This window comes from Paraburkholderia flava (assembly GCF_004359985.1).
Lineage (GTDB): Bacteria > Pseudomonadota > Gammaproteobacteria > Burkholderiales > Burkholderiaceae > Paraburkholderia > Paraburkholderia flava.
Genome location: NZ_SMRO01000003.1, coordinates 168,267 through 186,435 on the forward strand (window position 1 = coordinate 168,267; position 18,169 = coordinate 186,435).

Consider the following 18,169-nt stretch of genomic DNA (forward strand, 5'->3'; position numbering starts at 1 on the left):
CTCCGGGCGCGCGTTACTTGGCCTTCACGCGGCGCACGTGCTCTTCAAGCTCGGTGAACGACGGACGTTCGGTCGAGAAGAGCACCTTGCGGCCGAACTCGACCGCGATCGCCGGCGCATAGCCGTTCAGGCTCGCGAGGATCGTCACCTTGATGCACTGGAACATTTTGGTCGACTCGGTCACGCGCTGTTCCGCGAGACTCGCGAGCGGGCCGATCAGTCCGTACGAAAGCAGAATGCCGAGGAAGGTGCCGACCAGCGCCTGCGCGATCATTTCGCCGAGCACGGCGGGCGGCTTGTCGGCCGATGCCATCGTGTGAACGACGCCCATCACCGCCGCGACGATCCCGAATGCCGGCATCGCGTCGCCGACCTTCGCGAGTGCATGCGCCGGCGCCTCGCCTTCCGCGTGATGGGTTTCGATTTCCTCGTCCATCAGGCTTTCGATCTCGAACGCATTCATGTTGCCGCCGACCATCAGCCGCAGGTAGTCGGTCAGGAACTCGACGATGTGGCGGTCGGCCAGAATCTTCGGGTACTGCGTGAAGATCGGGCTCTTCTGCGGATCGTCGATGTCGGCTTCGAGCGTCAGCGTGCCTTCCTTGCGTGCCTTCGCCAGCAGGACGTAGAGCAGCGCCATCAGCTCCATGTAGACGTCCTTGTTGTATTTCGATCCCTTGAAGAGCGTTGGGATGACCATGACCGTGGCACGGATCGTCTTCATCCCGTTGCCGAGAATGAACGCTCCGAGACCCGCGCCCGCGATCATCAGCACTTCGACCGGCTGCAGCAGCGCGGCGAGATGCCCGCCTGCCAGCGCATAGCCGCCGAAGACGGACAACAGCGTTACGAGTGTGCCCACGAAAATCAACACTGCCGAGCCCTCACAAAAAAAGCGACGATGACCGTCGTTATTTGGGTTTACGGCAAACGGGCGAAAAACTTTGGCGGAAAAGCAGCCGGGCGACACGGTGTAAACCATGCTCGCCGGATCGCTTCAGAGCCGCGCCGGGCTTACGTCAGACTAGAGTCGGGCTGGTGTTGTGGTGAGTGCCGGATCGTCGGGTTCGGGACGGTTTCGCTGCCCGCCCCGGTCAGGCGGCAAGCGCCGGTGCGTGACGGGCCTTCGCTTCTGCGGACTTGCGCGTCTTGCCGGCCCGCGACGGTGGCTGGCACAGCCCGCAGACGTAGCCGTGCCGCGGGTCATGCGCATGCGCGACGAAATGGCCGCCGCAGCGCGAACACTCGGTCATCTGCAGCATGTGGGAATCGAAGAAGCGCACGAGCGTCCACGCGCGCGTCAGGCTGAGCACCGGTTCGTCGTCGTGCAGCTGCACGTGCTCGAGATACAGCCGGTAGCTCTTCACGATCGATTCGATGTTCTTGCAGCCACCGTGGTCCGTCATGAAACGGTAGATGTTGTAGAACAGCGACGAGTGAATGTTCGGCTGCCACGTGATGAACCAGTCGGCGGAGAACGGCAGCATGCCCTTCGGCGGCGACACGCCCTTCAGCTCCTTGTAGAGCTTGATGAGCCGGTCGCGCGACAGGCTGGTCTCGGCCTCGAGCAGCTGCAAACGCGCGCCGAGTTCGATCAGTTCGATGGCCAGGGTGATCTCCCTGACCTCGAGTACTACGCTTTTCTGTGCCATCCGCTCCGCTTCCCGGGTCCTGGTGCAGTGCCTGGTGATGCAACGACGGCGTCAGCCGATCTGTTCGACGGGCTGGCTCGCCATCAGGATCGCGGAGTGCGCCTGGGCCACGGCGCTGGTCTTGCCCTTGTCGGCGAGCGACGAAAGAATCGCGTGATCGTCGAAGCGGAAGCGGCACAGCACCTGGCTCGATGCAGCGAGCTTGACGGTCTGCGCAAGCGACAGGTTGCCGAGCACGTCGGCGAGCTGGTCGGAGATTCCCATCCGGAACATGCCGGTCTGCTTGTCCTCGCGCAGCAGGCGTTGGGCGAGAAGCAGATAAGACAGGTTTACTTCCCTGATCTCATTGAGCATTTCAGTGGTGGTGCTCATGATTCCCCCGAGTCGATCTGGCTGGTCAGGCCGTTACGGAAACGTTTGCTCACCCGCACGCATCCCGCCATGCGGTATGGCCCGTTTATGGTCATGCCTGAATTGTGGCTAAAGGGGAATAGAACGGAAATCGGACAGACACCCCGCGACACTGCAGAAAACAACCATTAATGCTGTCGGAATTTTTCCTACAGAAAGGCGGCGCGGCGGAGCGAGCGGGAGGGGTTTGAAGACAGCCGGAAGGGGCTGCGGGAAATTATAGAGCGTTTTCATCGGGGCGCCATATGAAGCGGATAAGGCGCCGCGTAATACTCCAGGATGTCTCTCGAGGCCCGTTTGAATCGCCCGGGAGCCTTATTCCGTATGGGTTTGCGCGACGCTATAGAATTCGGTGCGCATCATGTTTCGCGCTGTAACAACATTAAGCGTTTGAAAAATAGCTCGAATTGCGACGCTTGATCCCGATAATGAAACCTAAGGGATTACCCCATCCGGTTGCGGGGCACCCTCGGGCGGCAGCCAACCGCGCCCTTCCGTCCGACGGCCTGTCGCTCTCGTCCGCACTGATGCGGCGTCACGCGAAGCCCCTTTGAAACAAGGAGATTACGCATGCGAATCGCACAAATCGCGCCGCTTTACGAAGCCGTTCCGCCGAAACTGTACGGCGGTACCGAGCGCGTCGTGTCCTATCTGACAGAAGCGCTCGTCGACCTCGGTCACGACGTGACGCTGTTCGCGAGCGGCGATTCGGTGACGTCCGCGAAGCTCGATGCGGCATGGCCGCGTGCGCTGCGTCTCGACTCGACGATCCGCGACCCGATGGCGCCGCACATGCTGCTGCTCGAAAAGGTCCGCCGCGTCGCGCACGAATTCGACGTGCTGCACTTTCACCTCGACTATCTGCCGTTCTCGCTGTTCTCGAGCCTCGACACGCCGTTCGTGACGACGCTGCACGGTCGACTCGACCTGCCCGAACTGCAGCCGCTGTTCGACACGTTCTCGCAGGCGCCGGTCGTCTCGATCTCGGACTCGCAGCGTCTGCCGCTGCAGCAGGCGAACTGGCTGAACACGATCTATCACGGCCTGCCCGATCAGCTGCTCACGCCGCAGGCGCATCGCAAGCCGGAATACCTCGCATTCCTCGGCCGCATCTGTCCGGAAAAACGCGTCGATACAGCTATCAAGATCGCTGCGCAAAGCGGTCTGCCGCTGAAGATCGCCGCCAAGGTGGACAAGGTCGACCAGGAGTACTTCAAGACGGAAATCGAGCCGCTGCTGTCGCAGGCGCATGTCGAGTTCGTCGGCGAGATCAACGAAGCGCAGAAGCCGGAGTTTCTGTCCGGCGCGAAGGCGCTGCTGTTCCCGATCGACTGGTCGGAGCCGTTCGGCCTCGTGATGATCGAGTCGATGGCGTGCGGTACGCCGGTCATCGCGTTCAACCGCGGGTCAGTGCCGGAAGTGATCGACCATGGCGTGACCGGCTACATCGTCGAAGACGTGCAGGGTGCGGTGGCGGCTTTGCAGCGCATCGACGACCTGTCGCGCAGCGAAATCCGCGCGCAGTTCGAACGCCGTTTCAGCGCGAAGACGATGGCGCAGAATTACATCGACGGTTATACGGCGCTTATCGACGCGGCACGCCGGCCGGTGCTCCGGCAGGTCGCCGTGGGCTAACGCGGCGTATCTGGATATGCGCGGGGATTTGCAATGTGAATCGTTTGCGTAGACTGAAACCTCAGCTATCCCCGCAGACAAAAAAAGCCGCCTTCAAAAGGCGGCTTTTTTATTTCATCAATGAGCGGAACGATTGTGCCGGATGCATGCCGGCGACATACGTTACACCGTACTGCGCTTTACCCTTCCGATTGCCTTCGAAACGCTTTCGCCATAAGGACCTTCGTCATTAGACGATTACGCCTGGTCGATCAAAAAACGTTCACGGTTTTTACCGGCAATCCATTTGGGCGGCTTTCCCCGGCCGCTCCATGTGCTGCCCGTTTTCGGATCCTGGTAGCGCGGCGGCAGCGGCGCCTTCTTCGGCGGCCGACCGCGTCGCGCAGCCGCCGCGAAGCCCAGATCCTGGGCCGACAGGCCGTACTCGGTGATCTTGCGTTTGATCTCCGCGATCACATTGACGACTTCGGTACGCCGGGCGTCATCCGCCTGGGCTTGCAGCCGGGCGATCTGCGCCTTGAGGTCTGCATATTGGGTCATGCTGGGCTCCCCTCTTTTAGGACTGAATGGCCGCAGATTAACTGCAACTAAAGAAATTCGCAATGGACAATAATACCGCTTTAACTAGATAACGTCTGATAATTAATAAAATGGTGAATTGTTAAATCGGTAAGTTGCCCTATTACGCCGAATAAGGAATCCCCCTGGTAGATTGACAATTCTTGACACCCAGCGTCAGGGTATTTGCCTAAAAATACGCATTCTTCGACTCTCGTCGGCGCTCCTGCCGATGCGAGCGGGATAACGAACTTCCTTGGGGGAATACTTATATGCAGCTATCCAGGCGCGTTGCGGCGGAATTCTTCGGCACTTTCTGGCTGGTACTCGGCGGCTGCGGGAGCGCGGTGCTCGCCGCCAGCTTCGCAGGACCGGTGCATGGACTCGGCATCGGCTTCGTCGGCGTTGCTCTCGCGTTCGGTCTCACCGTTCTCACGATGGCCTATGCGATCGGTCATATCTCCGGGTGCCATCTGAATCCGGCAGTCAGCGTCGGGCTCACAGTAGCGGGCCGCTTTCCGGTACGCGACCTTGTACCGTACATCGTTGCGCAGGTGCTCGGCGCGATCGTCGGTGCATTCGTGCTTTCACTGATCGCAACGGGCAAGCCCGGTTTCGATCTCGTCGCGAGCGGCTTCGCGACCAACGGCTACGGCGACCACTCGCCGGGCCACTACTCGCTGATCGCCGCATTCATCTGCGAAACCGTGATGACGGCGTTCTTCCTGTTCGTGATCCTCGGCGCGACCGATTCGCGCGCACCCGCAGCGCTCGCGCCGGTTGCGATCGGCCTGTGCCTCACGCTGATTCACCTGATCTCGATCCCTGTCACGAACACGTCGGTCAATCCCGCGCGCTCGACCGGGCCGGCGCTGTTCGTCGGCGGCGCGGCGATCGATCAGCTGTGGCTGTTCTGGGTCGCACCGATACTCGGCGCGATCATCGCGGGTATCGTGTACCCGGCGATTGCCGGGCGTGGTGCCGCGGCGAAAGCTTGACCTCAGCGACGCCTCTTTTTGTTTAGTAATACCCGCGCGTTTCGCGACGCGAAATGCGCGGGCTGTCGATGCCGTTTCCTATTACATGACAGAGATGGCATAGATGTAAGTCGCAATTACGGTGGACGCCTGTCGCGTCGACTACCTCTCCGCTCCTCCCGCCATCGCTCGCCGTTCGCACGATACGACGGCATCGCGCACCTTGCGCACGCCTTCGTCGATGCTTTCACTCGGTAACATCTGGTCGCAGTCGCGACGACATCCCACGCGTAGATTGAACCTGTAGACCCCGTGTCTCACGCAGCCATCCAGGTTGCAACAGGAGAATCGACATGAAACGCATCGTCACTCATCTGCTCGTAGCGGCTGGCCTCGCGGCCGGCGCATGCGGTGTCGCGCAGGCGCACACCAGTCTGAATATCGGCCTGTCGCTCGGCGCCCCGGCGCCTGTGTATGCGGCCCCGCAGCCGGTGTATTACGGCGGCGGTAATGGCTACTACGGCCATCCGGGCTGGGATCGTTACGATCATCGCTGGGACCATCGGGATCGCGACTGGAATCGCGGCGATCATCGCGAGGGACACTCCGACTGGAATCACGGCGAACAAGGCCGTGGTGGTGGCTGGCGCGGATAACGCGTAGTGCGTCTATGTAGATGTAGCGTGACGACGCACGGGGCTTTTCGCTCCGTGCGTCTTACCGCAGTGCTGTGAAATTCAGGACGCCAGTTCGTCGTCGAGCGAAAAGAGTTTGCGCAGATGATGCGCAACACCTGCCTCGAAGTTGTTGCCGATGCGCGGAACATTGGGCAGCAGTGCGATGAGGTCGGGATTGGCATTGTTCATCATGAACGGATGACCTGCCGTTTCGAGCAAGTCGACGTCGTTCATGTTGTCGCCGAATGCCACGCAGCGCGAAGGCGCTACACCCAGGCGGTCGAGCACGAACTTGAGCGCGCGCCCTTTCGATACGTTCGACGTCATCACCTCGAGACAATCCGGCAGCGAGTAAGTGACGTACAACGCGTCGCCGAACTGCTGCTGCAAATTCACGGCGACCTGCGCGAGATCTGCGGGGTCTCCGATGTACAGCGCCTTCGCGATATCGGAGCCGTCGTGCTGCTGCATATCGATCACCGAATATCCAAAGCCCGAGTCCTGATGCAGACGCAGCAGTTCCGGCGCGTGACGATCGATCAGCCATGCGTTGTCGGCGAACAGATTGACGATCACGCGACCATGCGCACCGACAACCTCCGGCTGCACGAGACGACGCACGAGCGGCGGCGGAAGATTGTCGGCGTAGATCATCGTGTCGTCCGGCGCGTGAACGCGCGCGCCATTCGACGTGATCAGATAGGGGCGAATGCCCAGCAGATCTCGAATACCGGCGACATCGCGATAGTGCCGTCCCGTTGCAATCACGAACTGCAGTTGCTGCGCTTCGAGGCGACGCACGGTCGCGATGGTGAACGGGTCGACCTGATGATCGCCGTTGAGCAGCGTTCCGTCGAGGTCGGTTGCGATGACTTGGTACATGGCTTTGGGTTGCTTCGAATAGGCGACGAGGAGCGTCGTATTTTATCGCTGCTCCCGCGCGGCGATTCCGTTATTTCACGCCGATGCGCGCAGCCTCATGCTGCGCGAGACGCAACGCGCCGCGCGCGGAATCGGCAAGCGGCGCACGCAGCCGCGACGCGAAAACCGCCGGCACGTAGTCGCGCTGCGGTTCGCCCAGGCCGCCGCAGAGTGCAATGGGCAGCGTATTGGTCGGATCGAGTGCGGCGATCATCCTGCCGATCTCCACGCCTGCAGTCTCGAGCAACTGCGCCGCGAACGGATGCTCGCGATGGGCCAGCACGATCGGCGCGAGACGCGCGAACGCGGTTTGATTGGCCTCACATAGCCAGACGACCAGGCTGTCGTGATCCGTCGCACCCGCGTGCGCGAGTAGCGCGTCTGCAAAGGCGTCGCGCGGGCTGCGGCCGTCGAGCGCCCGTTGCGCATGGCCGATCGCGCGTATGCCGAGCCATGAGCCGCCCGCTTCGTCGCCTGACGGAAAACCATAGCCGCCGACGATCCGGCACTCCCCCTTGACGTCGAGCACCGCGGCGATGCTGCCGGTACCGAGCGCGACGACCACGCCCGCTTCACCGCCATGTGCGCCGAGCAGCGTCGTGTACACATCGCTTTCGACAGCAAGACCTGCGACCGACGGCGCAAGCGCGCGGAATGCCGCGAGCCAGTCGCGATTGTTGGCGCCCGCGAGCCCGCAGCCGAGCACGCATCGGGACCAGTCGAGCGCGATGCCCGCTTCGGCGAAGGCAGCCGCGCAGCCCGCGCCGATCGATTCCCATGCACGCTCGACGCCGAGCAGAAGACCCGAAGGACCGCTTGCGGCCTGAGCGAGGACGCGCCCCGTGTGGTCGCCGAGTATCACGCGTGTGCCGGTGCCGCCACCGTCTATGCCGAGCAGGAAAGAGTCTGAAGTCATACGATCAGGCAAGGTTAAGAATGTCGCATAGCGTGGCAGGTCCGCCGCAATCGTGCAATCGACCAAAAGGCCAGGTGGCGATGCGGCGCCGTTCCGCTATGCTTGGCCGGTATCGTCGACAGATCGTCGATGCCATCACATGGAGCGGGACAGTGACACAGCGATGCAACTGGGCGACGAGCGAAGCACTCGCGCATTACCACGACACCGAATGGGGCGTGCCTTCGCGGGACGATCAGCATCTGTTCGAGATGCTGGTACTCGAAGGCGCGCAGGCTGGGCTATCGTGGTCGACGATTCTCAACAAGCGCGACGGTTATCGGCGCGCATTCGCTAACTTCGAAATCGACAAGGTCGCCCGCTTCACGCAGAAGCAGCTCGATGCATTGATGCTGGACGCGAGCATCGTCCGCAATCGGGCAAAGATTGCGTCGGCGGTGGCCAATGCGCTTGCGGTCCAGCAGATCCAGGCGGAACACGGATCGCTCGCGAAGTTCATCTGGTCGTTCGTCGACGACACGCCGATCCAGAACGAATGGCAGTCGTATCAGCACGCGCCGGCATCGACGGAGGTCTCCGACGCGCTCAGCAAGGCGCTCAAGCGCTACGGCTGCAAGTTCGTCGGCACGACGATCTGTTACGCGTTCATGCAGGCGGTCGGCATGGTCAACGACCATCAGACGGACTGCGCCTTCCACGCACGCTGCGCGGCGCTCGGCAAGAAAGGACGTAAGCGGAAAGCCGGTTAACGCCATCGCGGCTTCGGCATTTTTGCAACAGCACGGGGAAAACACCGAGCGCGGCGATCAAAAGCCGCGCCGGCCTTGCTGACAAAGGCTTCGCGACCCGAAGCGAAGCGTCGTTTGCTGCGTCGATCAGGTCAGAATTGCGCGCAGACGCACACCCAATTCCATTTTTACCGCTCCAAGCCGTTATAACAGTAACGAGCGACAGATCCGTGCGACCTGCGCTCGCATAACGAACGACAGCTGCACACCCCGCACAGGGGAGAACCATCATGAAAAATCCAGACTTCCTGAGCCATCAGGAGATATTCGACCGGGCCGCCGACCATCTTTTCGATCAGGGCCGCGCAGCGCTTCTTCCGCGCGGTGGCGGTGCATACCGGGGCTATTGCGGAGGATGTCCGGTCGGCAACTTCATCAAGCCGCGCGACTACATGACGGCGATGGAAGGCATTCCGGTTCGCCTGATCGGCAAGTCACCGACCGATATTCCTGCTTACATGGACGTCGGCGTCCTCGCGCTGAAGAAAGCGCTGCTCCGCTCGCGCATCAACGTCTTTGATCCCGCTACCGTGGAACTACTCAGTTGCCTGCAGAACGTGCACGACGTGTTCGGCACCTGGGAATGGCACGAACGTCTCGCTTCGATTGCGCGTCAGTTCGAGCTCTGCGCCGAACGCGTGAAGAAGGCGGCGTAACGCGGACATCCTCGGCCCGATCGGCTCACCAAACAAAAAAGGCGGGGTGGCTTCTTTCGAAGCCMCCCCGCCTTTATTTCAGTGCTTGAAGCCGCTCTTAGTGGAGCTTCTTCGGCAGCATCTGGCTGCGCAGGCGCTTGTGCAGGCGCTTCACAGCTGCAGCCTTCTTGCGCTTACGCGCAGTCGTCGGCTTTTCGTACGATTGGCGTTCACGCAGCTCGGCGATCAGGCCATTTTTTTCGATAGCACGACGAAAGCGGCGGATCGCCACTTCGAACGGCTCGTTTTCTTTCAGAAGAATCGTCGTCATGTAATTCCTAACTCAAATCGCTTGATACGGTTAACTGCGTGGCGGTAAAACCGCTCACGCGCCGGCCCTCCGGGCGCTTCAACATGGATGAACCACGGATGAAACGAGAGGTAAAGCGGCCGCGGAGGCCGGAAAAGAGAGGTGGGGAGTTCACCGCTTAACACGGGCAGACGCATGTTGCAGCCCCGCGTCTGGTTGCCGCTTTGCCACCGGGAACGGTGCCAAAACAGGCAAAAATCTCAATTCACTCCCGATCATATCAGGAAACCCTTCCACTCACCACCCTCTTTTTGTCCGTCAACTCAGGCACTTGCGTCGTTCAGCGCCTGAATATCGGCGTCCGGGAGGGCCAGATGGACGGCATCCGCGAGACTTTTCAGCTGATCCAGCGACGTCGCGCTGGCCAGCGGCGCGGTGATGCTCGACCGCGCGATCAGCCATGCAAGCGCGACCGTCGCAGGCGAGGTGTCGTGCGTGGCCGACACCTGGTCGAGCGCAGCCAGGATGCGCAGCCCGCGCTCGTCCAGATAACGCTCGACCCGGCTGCCGCGCGCACTTTTCGCGAGATCGCTGCGCGACCGGTACTTGCCAGACAGAAAGCCGCTCGCAAGGCTGTAGTAGGGCACGACGCCCAGATGTTCCGCCTCGGCGACCGGCTCGAGATCGCGCTCGTACGCGGCACGGTCGTAAAGGTTGTACTCCGGCTGCAGCAGCTGATAGCGCGGCAGCCCATCCTGCCTCGCGACCTCGAGCGCCTCGCGCACGCGCGCGCCGCTGTAATTCGACGCCCCGATCAGCCGCACCTTGCCGGCCTCGATCAATCGCTGATACGCGCCGAGCGTTTCGGCGAGCGGAGTATCGGTTGTATCGGCGTGCGAAAAATAAATGTCGATGTAATCCGTTTGCAGGCGACGCAGCGAGTCTTCGACCGCGGCCTGGATGTTCGCCGCCGACAACCCCGGGCGCTCCGGATGCTTGCCGACCTTGGTCGCGAGCACGATCTGTTCGCGCTTGCCGCTTCTCTTGAACCACTTGCCGATAATCGTTTCGGACTCCCCGCCACGGTTGCCCGGCACCCATGCGGAGTACACGTCGGCGGTATCGATGAAGTCGAGCCCCGCATCGACGAACGCGTCGAGAATCGAGAACGAAGTCGCTTCGTCGGCAGTCCAGCCGAATACGTTTCCGCCGAACATCAGCGGTGCGACTTCAATCGATGAGTTACCGATTATTCGTTTTTGCATGACGTCTCCATCAGAAGAGAGGAATACGGGAATCCAGCCGTGCGCCGACTCCCGAACCCCTACAGCAAGCCGCTCGCCAGCCCGGCGGGCTTCGATCGATGCGCTCGTTTCTCGAACTCATTCAGAACGCTTCCCTAAAGTTTTGTTCCAGGACCGCCGACAACCAGGAAAGGCGGGCAGCGCCACTCGTCAAAAGCGCTACGCCGAAACTGAACCAGCCTAAATCCGAGGCGTTTTCCAAACGAGGAAAAAAATGCTGAATATCAACACCAACATTCTTTCGCTGACGACGCAAAAGAATCTGTCCGGCTCGCAAAACGCGCTGTCGCAAGCTATCAACCGCCTGTCGTCGGGCAAACGCGTCAACAGCGCAGCTGACGATGCGGCAGGTCTCGCTATCGCGACGACCCAGACCGCCTCGATCAACGCCCTGAACCAGGGCGTGCTGAACGCGAACAACGGTATCTCGATGGTGCAGACCGCCGCTGGCGCGATCTCGTCGACGGTCGACAACCTGCAGCGTATTCGTCAGCTGGCTGTCGAATCCGGTGACGGCTCGCTCGGCACGGCAGCTCAAGCGAACCTGCAAACGGAAGTCTCCACGCGTCTGACGGAAATTAACCGCGTCGAAACGCAAACGACCTTCAACGGTCAGAACGTGCTCGGCGGTCTCGGCAGCGTGCAGTTCCAGGTCGGCGCGAACGCCAACCAGACCATCACGGCCAGCTTCGGCTCGACGACGTGGAATGCTTCGGGCCTCGGCGTGTCGGCACTCGACATCTCGACGACCGCAGGCGCACAAGCCGCGATCACCGCGATCGACGCAGCGCTGTCGCAAGTGAACAGCTTCCAGGCAACGCTCGGCGCAACGCAAAACACGTTCTCGGCTGCGATCACCAACACGCAAACCGAATCGACGAACATCAGCGCCGCGCAATCGCAGATCATGGACGCCGACTTCGCATCGGAAACGGCGAACCTGAGCAAGGCGCAAGTGCTGCAACAGGCAGGCATCTCGGTGCTGGCCCAGGCGAACTCGCTGCCGCAACAGGTCCTGAAGCTCCTGCAGTAAGCGATAGCAAAAGCACACGGCATCGCAGTATGATGCCGTGCCGCCGAAGTGCCCACCGGCGCTTCGGCAGCAGTACCCCAGGTTTCGGAAGTACCGGCAACATCGCTGGGAGGCTCGCCTCCCAGCACGCGTTTGTCATCGGACAGGCGCCCGATGCCTTAAGCCACGAATGGAGCGCCTCGCATGGCCACCACGACCCCGACAAGCTCGACCGACCTGAGCACTGCGCTTGCTCAGGCCGCGCAATCCATCATCAGCGGCGCGACCAAGTCGACGCTCGACGTCAATCAGCTCGTGTCGACGCTCGTCACCGCGAAAACCGCGGCACAGAACGCGGCCATCACGAACAAGCAAGGGGTCGACAACACCGAGCTGACCGCGGTCGGACAGTTGAAGTCCGTGTTGTCGGCGCTGGAAACGGCAGTCAGCGGACTGTCGGATGGCACTGCGCTGTCGGCGGTGTCGGCCACCGTGACCGGTACCGCGATCACTGCGGCCGCCGCGAAGACCGGCGCGACGCCAGGCACCTCTACAATCGATGTCAACACCGTTGCGAGCGCGGACAAGTACTCGTCGACCGGCTTCACGAGTTCGACGACCGTCGGCACCGGCACGCTGACGCTGTCGCTCGGATCGAGCGGCACGATGAGCGTCAACGTCGACTCCACGAACAATTCGATCACCGGCATTGCCGCCGCGATCAACGCATCGTCGAACAACCCGGGCATCACGGCGACCGTCGTGAACGGCTCCGACGGCCAGCATCTGGTGCTCACGTCGAACTCCACCGGCGCGGCCAACACCGTTTCGATGACTGCGAGTTCAGGCCTGAACAGCGCGCTCAACACGTCGAACATGACAGAGCTGCAGAAGGCGCAGGACGCGAGCCTGACTGTCGACGGCTCGCCGGTCACCAGCTCGACGAACACGATCACCGGCGTACTGAACGGCATCACGATCAATCTGACGCCCGCGGCCGCCGGCACGTCGCAAACCTTGACCGTCGCGACCGACACCACCGCGCAGACCACCGCGATCACCAACTTCGTCACCGCGTACAACAACTACGTGACGACCGCGAAGTCGCTGTCCTCGTACGATTCGACGGCCGCAGCGGGATCGCAGGCGGGTCCGCTGCTCGGCGACTCGATGCTGAACTCGATCACGAACGGTCTCGCGTCGATCGTCAGCGGCGGCATTTCGAGCGGCGGCAGCACGTTCAGCCTTGCGTCGATCGGTCTGAATCTGCAGGACGACGGCACGATCGTCACCGACACGACCGCGCTGCAAAATGCGTTGACGACGAACCCCGGCAGCGTGTCCGCACTGTTCAACCAGACGAACGGCATGGGCACGCTGCTCAACAACTTCTCGAACGTCTACGTGCAGACGAGCGGCACGATCGACCAGCGCACTGCGGCGATCAATTCCGACCTGTCGAGTCTCGCCGATCAGGCGTCGACGTTGCAGACGTACTCGAGCACGCTGACGGCGCAGTACAACGCGCAATTCAGCGCGCTAAACAACCTGTTGACGACCACGCAGAACAACACGCAGTATCTGGATCAGCTGTTCGGCGGCAATGGCGCCGCGGGTACGCTGAACAAGTCGTCGTAAGCCGCTTACGGAGAAACGCACGATGTCACACGAACCGCTGTCGCGTGCCCACGAACTGACTCAGGCGATGAACGCCGCGGCGATCGCCGGCGACTGGGTGCGTGCCGCCGAACTCGCCGACGAACGCTCGCCGCTGCTGATGTCGCTCGGTGCAGAGCAGACGCCCGACGCGCTCGCGACAATCCGCGCAATCCAGGCACTCGACGCGGACATCACGCGCGTCGCGCAGCAGGGCCGCGATGTGCTGGCGGACGATCTGCACGCATCGATGCGTCGCGTCGAAGCAGTGAGTTTCTATCACACGACCGGGCGGCTCTGAGCCGCTCGCGTCGTCACGGATAACGACCGACACCGCATTCGTAATGCGGGAAATTGCCGTCGTACCCGAAGCCGCAGTGATGCGGCTTTTTTTTCGCGGTTTTTTCGTGGCTTGCGGCTTGTGCTTTCGTTAAGCGCTATGCGGTCCGGCTGCGCCACATATCGATAAACGCCGCTTCAAGCTGCCCGACGAAACGCGGTGCATCGCACAGCGGCGATTGCAGCAGTTTCGCGCGCAAGCCAGCACGCAATGCGGCGAGCTTCGGCAAGTCGCTCGCACGGGCCACCGCTTGCGCGACATAGTCGTCGTTGTCCTCGGCGATCCAGTCCGCGAGACCCGCCGCATGCAATACGCTCTCGCCGAGATGCGACAGGAAGCGATCGCCGTGTCGGCACAGCACCGGCACACCCATCCATGCGCTTTCTGCCGTCGTGGTGCCGCCGGGGTATGGGAACGGACTCAAGCCGATGTCGATCCGCCCATGTGCGGCGAGATACTCGGCACGCGACGACGGTCCTTCGAGCATCACACGCTCGCCTTCGATTCCGTGCGCGGCAAAACGCGCACGCGTTGCTGCTTGAACGACGGGATCGCCCAATTGCCTCGCCTTCAGCAGCAGACGCGCCGTCGGCAACGCACGCAGCACGCGCGACCACACCGCGACCACTTCGTCATTCACCTTCATTAGATCGCTGAAGCAGCCGAAGGTGACGTACCCATTCGACGATGCGGGCAACGCAGCGACCGGCACATCATCGTCAGGCGGTGTGAAACAGAGATAGTTATCGGGCAAACGCCATGGACGCTCGACGAAATGTTCTGCTTCGTCGTCGGGCAGCACGTGGCGATCGCCGAGCACATAGTCGATTTCCGCGAGCCCCGTCGATGCGAAATAGCCAAGCCAGCTGATCTGTACCGGCGCCGGTTTCCACGCGAAGACCGGTAACCGGTTGTAGTTCGTGTGCCCGGCCAGATCAATGAGTATGTGAATACCGTCGCTGTGGATCGTGCGCGCGGCGGACACGTCATCGAGCGTGCTCACGTCGCGCCACGCCGCGAAGCGCGGTTTGACGCGGGCGGTCAGCGCGTCTTCGTCCGGACGTGTTGCGTAGGCGATCAGTTCGAAGCGCGCCGGATCGAGATGCGCGATCACGCTCTCGACGAAATAGCCGACCGGATGCGAACGAAGATCGCCGGAGACGAGGCCGATGCGCAGCACGTTCTCTGTGCCGGCATGCGACGTTAGCCACGACGTATAGCGCTGTGCGCGCGCCGCCATGTCGCGACCAAACGCACGTGCATGAGCGAGATAGTCCGCAGGCGACGCGCCCGGCAACGCGCTCATGCAGAACAGCAGACCGCTATACGCCTCTGCCCACCCAGGCCGCAGCGTGAGCGCATGCGTGAACCGCTCGATCGCTTCGCCGAAGCGCCCCTGATCGAGCAGCACCTTGCCAAGGTTCGCGTAAATCTCCGCGACCTGCGGCTTGAGTTCAAGCGCACGCTCGTAGTGCTGCGCGGCTGCGTCGAGTCGCTGCAGATACTTGAACGCATTGCCCAGATTGTTGTGCGCTTCCGCGTGCGACGGATCGAGTGCGAGCGCCGCCTGCGCGTGATGCACCGCGCCGTCGTAGTCGCGCAATTCACACAGCGCGTTCGCGAGATTGCTGTGCGTGTCGGCAAACGCTTGGTTGATTGCGAGCGCCGCGCGAAAACACTGCACCGCTTCGACGGTCTGCCGCTGCGCGAGCAGCGTCTGGCCGAGGTTGTCGTGTGCGCGGTGGTACGCGGGCTGCAATGCAATCGCCTGACGATGACACTCCGCCGCAGCCGCAAGCTTGCCCCACTGACGAAACATGCAACCGAGGTTGTCGTAGTACGTCGCGTTCGGCGCAATCTCGATCGCCTGTGCAATCAGCTCCAGCGACTGCGCGTAGCGCTGCGTCTGCATCGCGATTACCCCCAGCAGATGCAGCGCATCCGCGTGTCGCGGATTCGATGCCAGCACTTGCCGGTACGCAGCTTCCGCCTCCGCAAGCCGCCCCGCGCGATGATGCACGGCACCCGCCTCGATCGTCTGTGCAACAGTAGCCGTCATATCCGCGCTCATGCGTCGAGCCAGCGCGCCCACATCTGCGCGAACACGTCTTCGAGATTGCGCGCGTAGCGCCGCGCATCGCACAGCGGCGACGCGAGCAACTGCGCGCGCAGTCCTGCGCGCAATGCGGCGAGCTTCGGCAGATCGCTGGCGAACGCGATTGCCTTCGCGACGTAGTCGTCGTCGCTGTCGGCGATCCAGTCGGACAGGCCCGCCGTCTGCAACACCGTTTCGCCGAGGTGCGACAGGAAACGGTCGCCACGTCGACCGAGCACGGGCACGCCCATCCACAGACCTTCGACGCTCGTCGTGCCGCCGGGGTACGGGAACGGGTCCAGCGCGAGATCGACGCGGTTGAACGTCGCGAAGTATTCGTCGCGAGGGGACGGTCCTTCGAGCAGCAAGCGCTCGGTCGCGATGCCATGTGCGGCGAAACGCTCGAGCGTGCTCTGACGCGTCCACGGCTCGTTCAGTTGATGGTTCTTCAACAGCAGACGCGAACCCGGCAGCGCATGCAGGATGCGCGACCACACGGCGATCACGCGGTCGTTGAGCTTCTTCTGGTTGTTCAGATTGCCGAACGTGATGCCGCCATGCGCGAACGCGGGCAGCGGCCCGATCTCCACTTCGCGTTCGGGCAGCGTGAAACATAGATAGCTATCCGGCAAACGCCACAGCTGTTCGACGTACTGGTTTTCTTCGCCTGGCGGCAGCACGTGCCGATCAGCAAGCACGTAATCCATTTCGGCGATGCCCGTCGTCGCGAAGTAGCCGAGCCAGCTGACCTGCACCGGCGCCGGCTTCCATGCGAACACCGGCAGACGGTTGCGTCCCGTGTGGCCCGAGAGGTCGACGAGGATATCGATGCGGTCGTCGCGGATCTGCTTCGCAACCGTCTCGTCGTCGACATCGACGATATTGCGCCAGCCCGCAAAGCGCGGCTGCAATCGCGCGGTCAGTTCGTCGTGCAGGAACGCATTCGAATACGCGACGGGCACGATGCGCGAGCGGTCCAGATGCGCGAGCACGCTCTCGAGAAAATAGCCGACCGGATGCTTGCGCAGATCCGCCGATACGAAACCGATCCGCAGCGGACGCACCGCGCTGGCAAGATCGTTCGCGTCGCGCCGATGCACATGAGGCCGCGCGAGCGCGGTCATGCGCTCGCCGAAATAGCGCGCGTCGCGCAAGTGCTGCTCCGCCGACCAGCCCGATGCGTACGACTGCCCGAACAGCACGCACGTGTGCGACTCCGCGTAATCCGGATCGAGTGCGAGCGCTTTTCGATAGCTCTCGACCGCCGCGTCGAATTCGTTCAGATCGGCGAGGATCGTGCCGAGGTTGTTGTGGAACGACGGCACGTCGTCCTTCAACGCGATCGCCTTGCGACTCAAAGCGAGCGCCTGTTGCGCGCGGCCCATGCGACGTAGCGCGTTCGCGAGGTTGTGATACGCGTCGGGGAATTGCGGGTCGGCAGCGATCGCGCATTCGTAGGCGGCCACCGCTTCGTCGAGACGGCCCTGCCCGTTCAACGCATTGCCGAGCGTGTTGTGCGCGTCGACGCGCTCGGGCTGCAACGCGGCGACCGTCGCGAAGCAGTCGATCGCCGCGCGATATTCGCCGCGCTCGCTCAACGCGCTGCCGAGACTGTTGTGCGCCACGGCAAGCGTCGGCGCAGCTGCGATGCTCGCGCGATAGCATTCGATCGCTGCATCGAGATGCCCTTGCTTGCGCAGCACGTTGCCGAGATTGTTGTGTGCTTCCGCGTAATCGGGCCGCGCTTCGATTGCCTTGCCGTAGCTCAGCGCGGCGGCTTCGAGTTGCTCCAGATCCTTTAACGCGTTGCCGAGGTTGTTGTATGCCTCTGCGTAGCCGGGCCGCAACGAGATTGCGGTCGCGCAGCTCTCCATCGCGGCGGCTGCATCGCCGGCTTCGCGCAACGCGTTGCCGAGGTTGTTGTGCGCTTCCGCGTAGTCGCGTTTTAGTGCGACTGCGCGTCGGTAGCTGTCGATCGCGTCGGGCAATGCGCCGTTTTCGCGCAGCATGTTGCCGAGGTTGTTCGCGTAGATCGCGCTCGGCGACGGGCTCGCTGCGATCGATTCGCGAATCAGCGCGATCCCCGCACTGTATTCGCCGATCTGGCAGGCGAGCAGGCCGGAGAAGTGCAGCGCGTCGGCGTGCTTCGGGAGTACCGCGAGGATCTGTTGATAGAGCGCGTGGGCTTCGGCGAGTCTTCCTGCTTGATGATGTTTGAGTGCATCGTCGAGCATGCGGCGGATGGTTTGCGCGTTCGGCACGCGGGCAGGTTTCAGTGGCAT

General features: G+C 62.3%; 18 protein-coding genes. 8 read left to right on the top strand and 10 right to left on the bottom strand.

Annotation, left to right across the window (positions count from 1 at the left end):
* Positions 1-13: 13 nt before the first annotated feature.
* From motA to flhD, 3 genes are all read right to left on the bottom strand, one after another.
* Positions 14-874: a flagellar motor stator protein MotA gene (gene motA, locus E1748_RS23205; RefSeq protein ID WP_133649632.1), complete on the bottom strand. Its 861-nt coding sequence runs from the start codon at positions 872-874 to the stop codon at positions 14-16.
* A gap of 220 nt (positions 875-1,094) precedes the next feature.
* Positions 1,095-1,652, bottom strand: coding sequence for a flagellar transcriptional regulator FlhC (flhC, locus tag E1748_RS23210; protein WP_133649633.1), 558 nt, complete (start codon positions 1,650-1,652; stop codon positions 1,095-1,097).
* Between the two features lie 51 nt (positions 1,653-1,703).
* The gene (gene flhD, locus E1748_RS23215; RefSeq protein WP_133649634.1) at positions 1,704-2,024 is read right to left on the bottom strand and encodes a flagellar transcriptional regulator FlhD; all 321 of its coding nucleotides are present in this window, start codon (positions 2,022-2,024) and stop codon (positions 1,704-1,706) included.
* 609 nt (positions 2,025-2,633) lie between these two features.
* Here flhD and E1748_RS23220 point away from each other — a divergent pair.
* Positions 2,634-3,698 carry a glycosyltransferase family 4 protein gene (locus E1748_RS23220; RefSeq protein WP_133649635.1) on the top strand — a complete coding sequence of 355 codons (1,065 nt, stop codon included), beginning with the start codon at positions 2,634-2,636 and terminating at the stop codon, positions 3,696-3,698.
* Positions 3,699-3,935: 237 nt separating this feature from the next.
* Here E1748_RS23220 and E1748_RS23225 read toward each other — a convergent pair whose 3' ends face one another.
* Positions 3,936-4,238, bottom strand: a complete 303-nt coding sequence (locus E1748_RS23225; RefSeq protein WP_133649636.1) for an H-NS histone family protein — start codon at positions 4,236-4,238, stop codon at positions 3,936-3,938.
* Positions 4,239-4,528: 290 nt separating this feature from the next.
* Here E1748_RS23225 and aqpZ point away from each other — a divergent pair, with 290 nt between their 5' ends.
* Positions 4,529-5,254, top strand: a complete 726-nt coding sequence (aqpZ, locus tag E1748_RS23230; RefSeq protein WP_133649637.1) for an aquaporin Z — start codon at positions 4,529-4,531, stop codon at positions 5,252-5,254.
* Between the two features lie 332 nt (positions 5,255-5,586).
* Positions 5,587-5,889: a PXPV repeat protein gene (locus E1748_RS23235; protein WP_133649638.1), complete on the top strand. Its 303-nt coding sequence runs from the start codon at positions 5,587-5,589 to the stop codon at positions 5,887-5,889.
* A gap of 81 nt (positions 5,890-5,970) precedes the next feature.
* Here the strand turns inward: E1748_RS23235 and E1748_RS23240 are convergent, their stop codons facing one another.
* Together E1748_RS23240 and E1748_RS23245 are read right to left on the bottom strand one after the other, a co-directional pair.
* Positions 5,971-6,792: a Cof-type HAD-IIB family hydrolase gene (locus E1748_RS23240; protein WP_133649639.1), complete on the bottom strand. Its 822-nt coding sequence runs from the start codon at positions 6,790-6,792 to the stop codon at positions 5,971-5,973.
* Between the two features lie 70 nt (positions 6,793-6,862).
* The gene (locus tag E1748_RS23245; RefSeq protein ID WP_133649640.1) at positions 6,863-7,747 is read right to left on the bottom strand and encodes a glucosamine kinase nucleotide-binding domain-containing protein; all 885 of its coding nucleotides are present in this window, start codon (positions 7,745-7,747) and stop codon (positions 6,863-6,865) included.
* Between the two features lie 152 nt (positions 7,748-7,899).
* Between E1748_RS23245 and E1748_RS23250 the strand changes: the two genes are divergently transcribed.
* Positions 7,900-8,496, top strand: coding sequence for a DNA-3-methyladenine glycosylase I (locus E1748_RS23250; protein ID WP_240766768.1), 597 nt, complete (start codon positions 7,900-7,902; stop codon positions 8,494-8,496).
* 269 nt (positions 8,497-8,765) lie between these two features.
* A complete protein-coding gene (locus E1748_RS23255; RefSeq protein WP_133649641.1) occupies positions 8,766-9,191 on the top strand; it encodes a hypothetical protein in 426 nt (141 codons plus the stop codon).
* Between the two features lie 97 nt (positions 9,192-9,288).
* Here the strand turns inward: E1748_RS23255 and rpsU are convergent, their stop codons facing one another.
* On the bottom strand, positions 9,289-9,501 hold the full coding sequence (rpsU, locus tag E1748_RS23260; protein ID WP_006050883.1) for a 30S ribosomal protein S21: 213 nt from the start codon (positions 9,499-9,501) through the stop codon (positions 9,289-9,291).
* 302 nt (positions 9,502-9,803) lie between these two features.
* On the bottom strand, positions 9,804-10,745 hold the full coding sequence (locus E1748_RS23265; protein ID WP_133649642.1) for an aldo/keto reductase: 942 nt from the start codon (positions 10,743-10,745) through the stop codon (positions 9,804-9,806).
* Positions 10,746-10,998: 253 nt separating this feature from the next.
* Here E1748_RS23265 and E1748_RS23270 point away from each other — a divergent pair, with 253 nt between their 5' ends.
* The 3 genes from E1748_RS23270 to E1748_RS23280 all read left to right on the top strand — a co-directional run bounded on the left by E1748_RS23270 (position 10,999) and on the right by E1748_RS23280 (position 13,753).
* Positions 10,999-11,817: a flagellin domain-containing protein gene (locus E1748_RS23270; protein WP_133649643.1), complete on the top strand. Its 819-nt coding sequence runs from the start codon at positions 10,999-11,001 to the stop codon at positions 11,815-11,817.
* Between the two features lie 183 nt (positions 11,818-12,000).
* Positions 12,001-13,434 carry a flagellar filament capping protein FliD gene (gene fliD / locus E1748_RS23275; RefSeq protein ID WP_133649644.1) on the top strand — a complete coding sequence of 478 codons (1,434 nt, stop codon included), beginning with the start codon at positions 12,001-12,003 and terminating at the stop codon, positions 13,432-13,434.
* A 22-nt stretch (positions 13,435-13,456) separates the two neighbouring features.
* Complete coding sequence (locus E1748_RS23280; RefSeq protein WP_133649645.1) at positions 13,457-13,753, top strand: flagellar protein FliT; 297 nt, start codon at positions 13,457-13,459, stop codon at positions 13,751-13,753.
* 136 nt (positions 13,754-13,889) lie between these two features.
* Here E1748_RS23280 and E1748_RS23285 read toward each other — a convergent pair whose 3' ends face one another.
* Together E1748_RS23285 and E1748_RS32160 are read right to left on the bottom strand one after the other, a co-directional pair.
* Positions 13,890-15,851 carry an O-linked N-acetylglucosamine transferase, SPINDLY family protein gene (locus tag E1748_RS23285; RefSeq protein ID WP_240766769.1) on the bottom strand — a complete coding sequence of 654 codons (1,962 nt, stop codon included), beginning with the start codon at positions 15,849-15,851 and terminating at the stop codon, positions 13,890-13,892.
* A gap of 8 nt (positions 15,852-15,859) precedes the next feature.
* The gene (locus E1748_RS32160) at positions 15,860-18,169 is read right to left on the bottom strand and encodes a tetratricopeptide repeat protein (RefSeq protein WP_133650495.1); all 2,310 of its coding nucleotides are present in this window, start codon (positions 18,167-18,169) and stop codon (positions 15,860-15,862) included.

What these genes read in the sequence shown, in the direction of transcription:
- E1748_RS23245 (WP_133649640.1), bottom strand. Translation starts at nt 7,747, where the DNA reads ATGACTTCAGACTCTTTCCTGCTCGGCATAGACGGTGGCGGCACCGGC.
- E1748_RS23220 (WP_133649635.1), top strand. Translation starts at nt 2,634, where the DNA reads ATGCGAATCGCACAAATCGCGCCGCTTTACGAAGCCGTTCCGCCGAAA.
- flhD (WP_133649634.1), bottom strand. Translation starts at nt 2,024, where the DNA reads ATGAGCACCACCACTGAAATGCTCAATGAGATCAGGGAAGTAAACCTG.
- rpsU (WP_006050883.1), bottom strand. Translation starts at nt 9,501, where the DNA reads ATGACGACGATTCTTCTGAAAGAAAACGAGCCGTTCGAAGTGGCGATC.
- E1748_RS23225 (WP_133649636.1), bottom strand. Translation starts at nt 4,238, where the DNA reads ATGACCCAATATGCAGACCTCAAGGCGCAGATCGCCCGGCTGCAAGCC.
- E1748_RS23240 (WP_133649639.1), bottom strand. Translation starts at nt 6,792, where the DNA reads ATGTACCAAGTCATCGCAACCGACCTCGACGGAACGCTGCTCAACGGC.
- E1748_RS23235 (WP_133649638.1), top strand. Translation starts at nt 5,587, where the DNA reads ATGAAACGCATCGTCACTCATCTGCTCGTAGCGGCTGGCCTCGCGGCC.
- aqpZ (WP_133649637.1), top strand. Translation starts at nt 4,529, where the DNA reads ATGCAGCTATCCAGGCGCGTTGCGGCGGAATTCTTCGGCACTTTCTGG.
- E1748_RS23285 (WP_240766769.1), bottom strand. Translation starts at nt 15,851, where the DNA reads ATGACGGCTACTGTTGCACAGACGATCGAGGCGGGTGCCGTGCATCAT.
- flhC (WP_133649633.1), bottom strand. Translation starts at nt 1,652, where the DNA reads ATGGCACAGAAAAGCGTAGTACTCGAGGTCAGGGAGATCACCCTGGCC.
- E1748_RS23255 (WP_133649641.1), top strand. Translation starts at nt 8,766, where the DNA reads ATGAAAAATCCAGACTTCCTGAGCCATCAGGAGATATTCGACCGGGCC.
- E1748_RS23265 (WP_133649642.1), bottom strand. Translation starts at nt 10,745, where the DNA reads ATGCAAAAACGAATAATCGGTAACTCATCGATTGAAGTCGCACCGCTG.
- E1748_RS32160 (WP_133650495.1), bottom strand. Translation starts at nt 18,169, where the DNA reads ATGCCACTGAAACCTGCCCGCGTGCCGAACGCGCAAACCATCCGCCGC.
- E1748_RS23270 (WP_133649643.1), top strand. Translation starts at nt 10,999, where the DNA reads ATGCTGAATATCAACACCAACATTCTTTCGCTGACGACGCAAAAGAAT.
- fliD (WP_133649644.1), top strand. Translation starts at nt 12,001, where the DNA reads ATGGCCACCACGACCCCGACAAGCTCGACCGACCTGAGCACTGCGCTT.
- E1748_RS23280 (WP_133649645.1), top strand. Translation starts at nt 13,457, where the DNA reads ATGTCACACGAACCGCTGTCGCGTGCCCACGAACTGACTCAGGCGATG.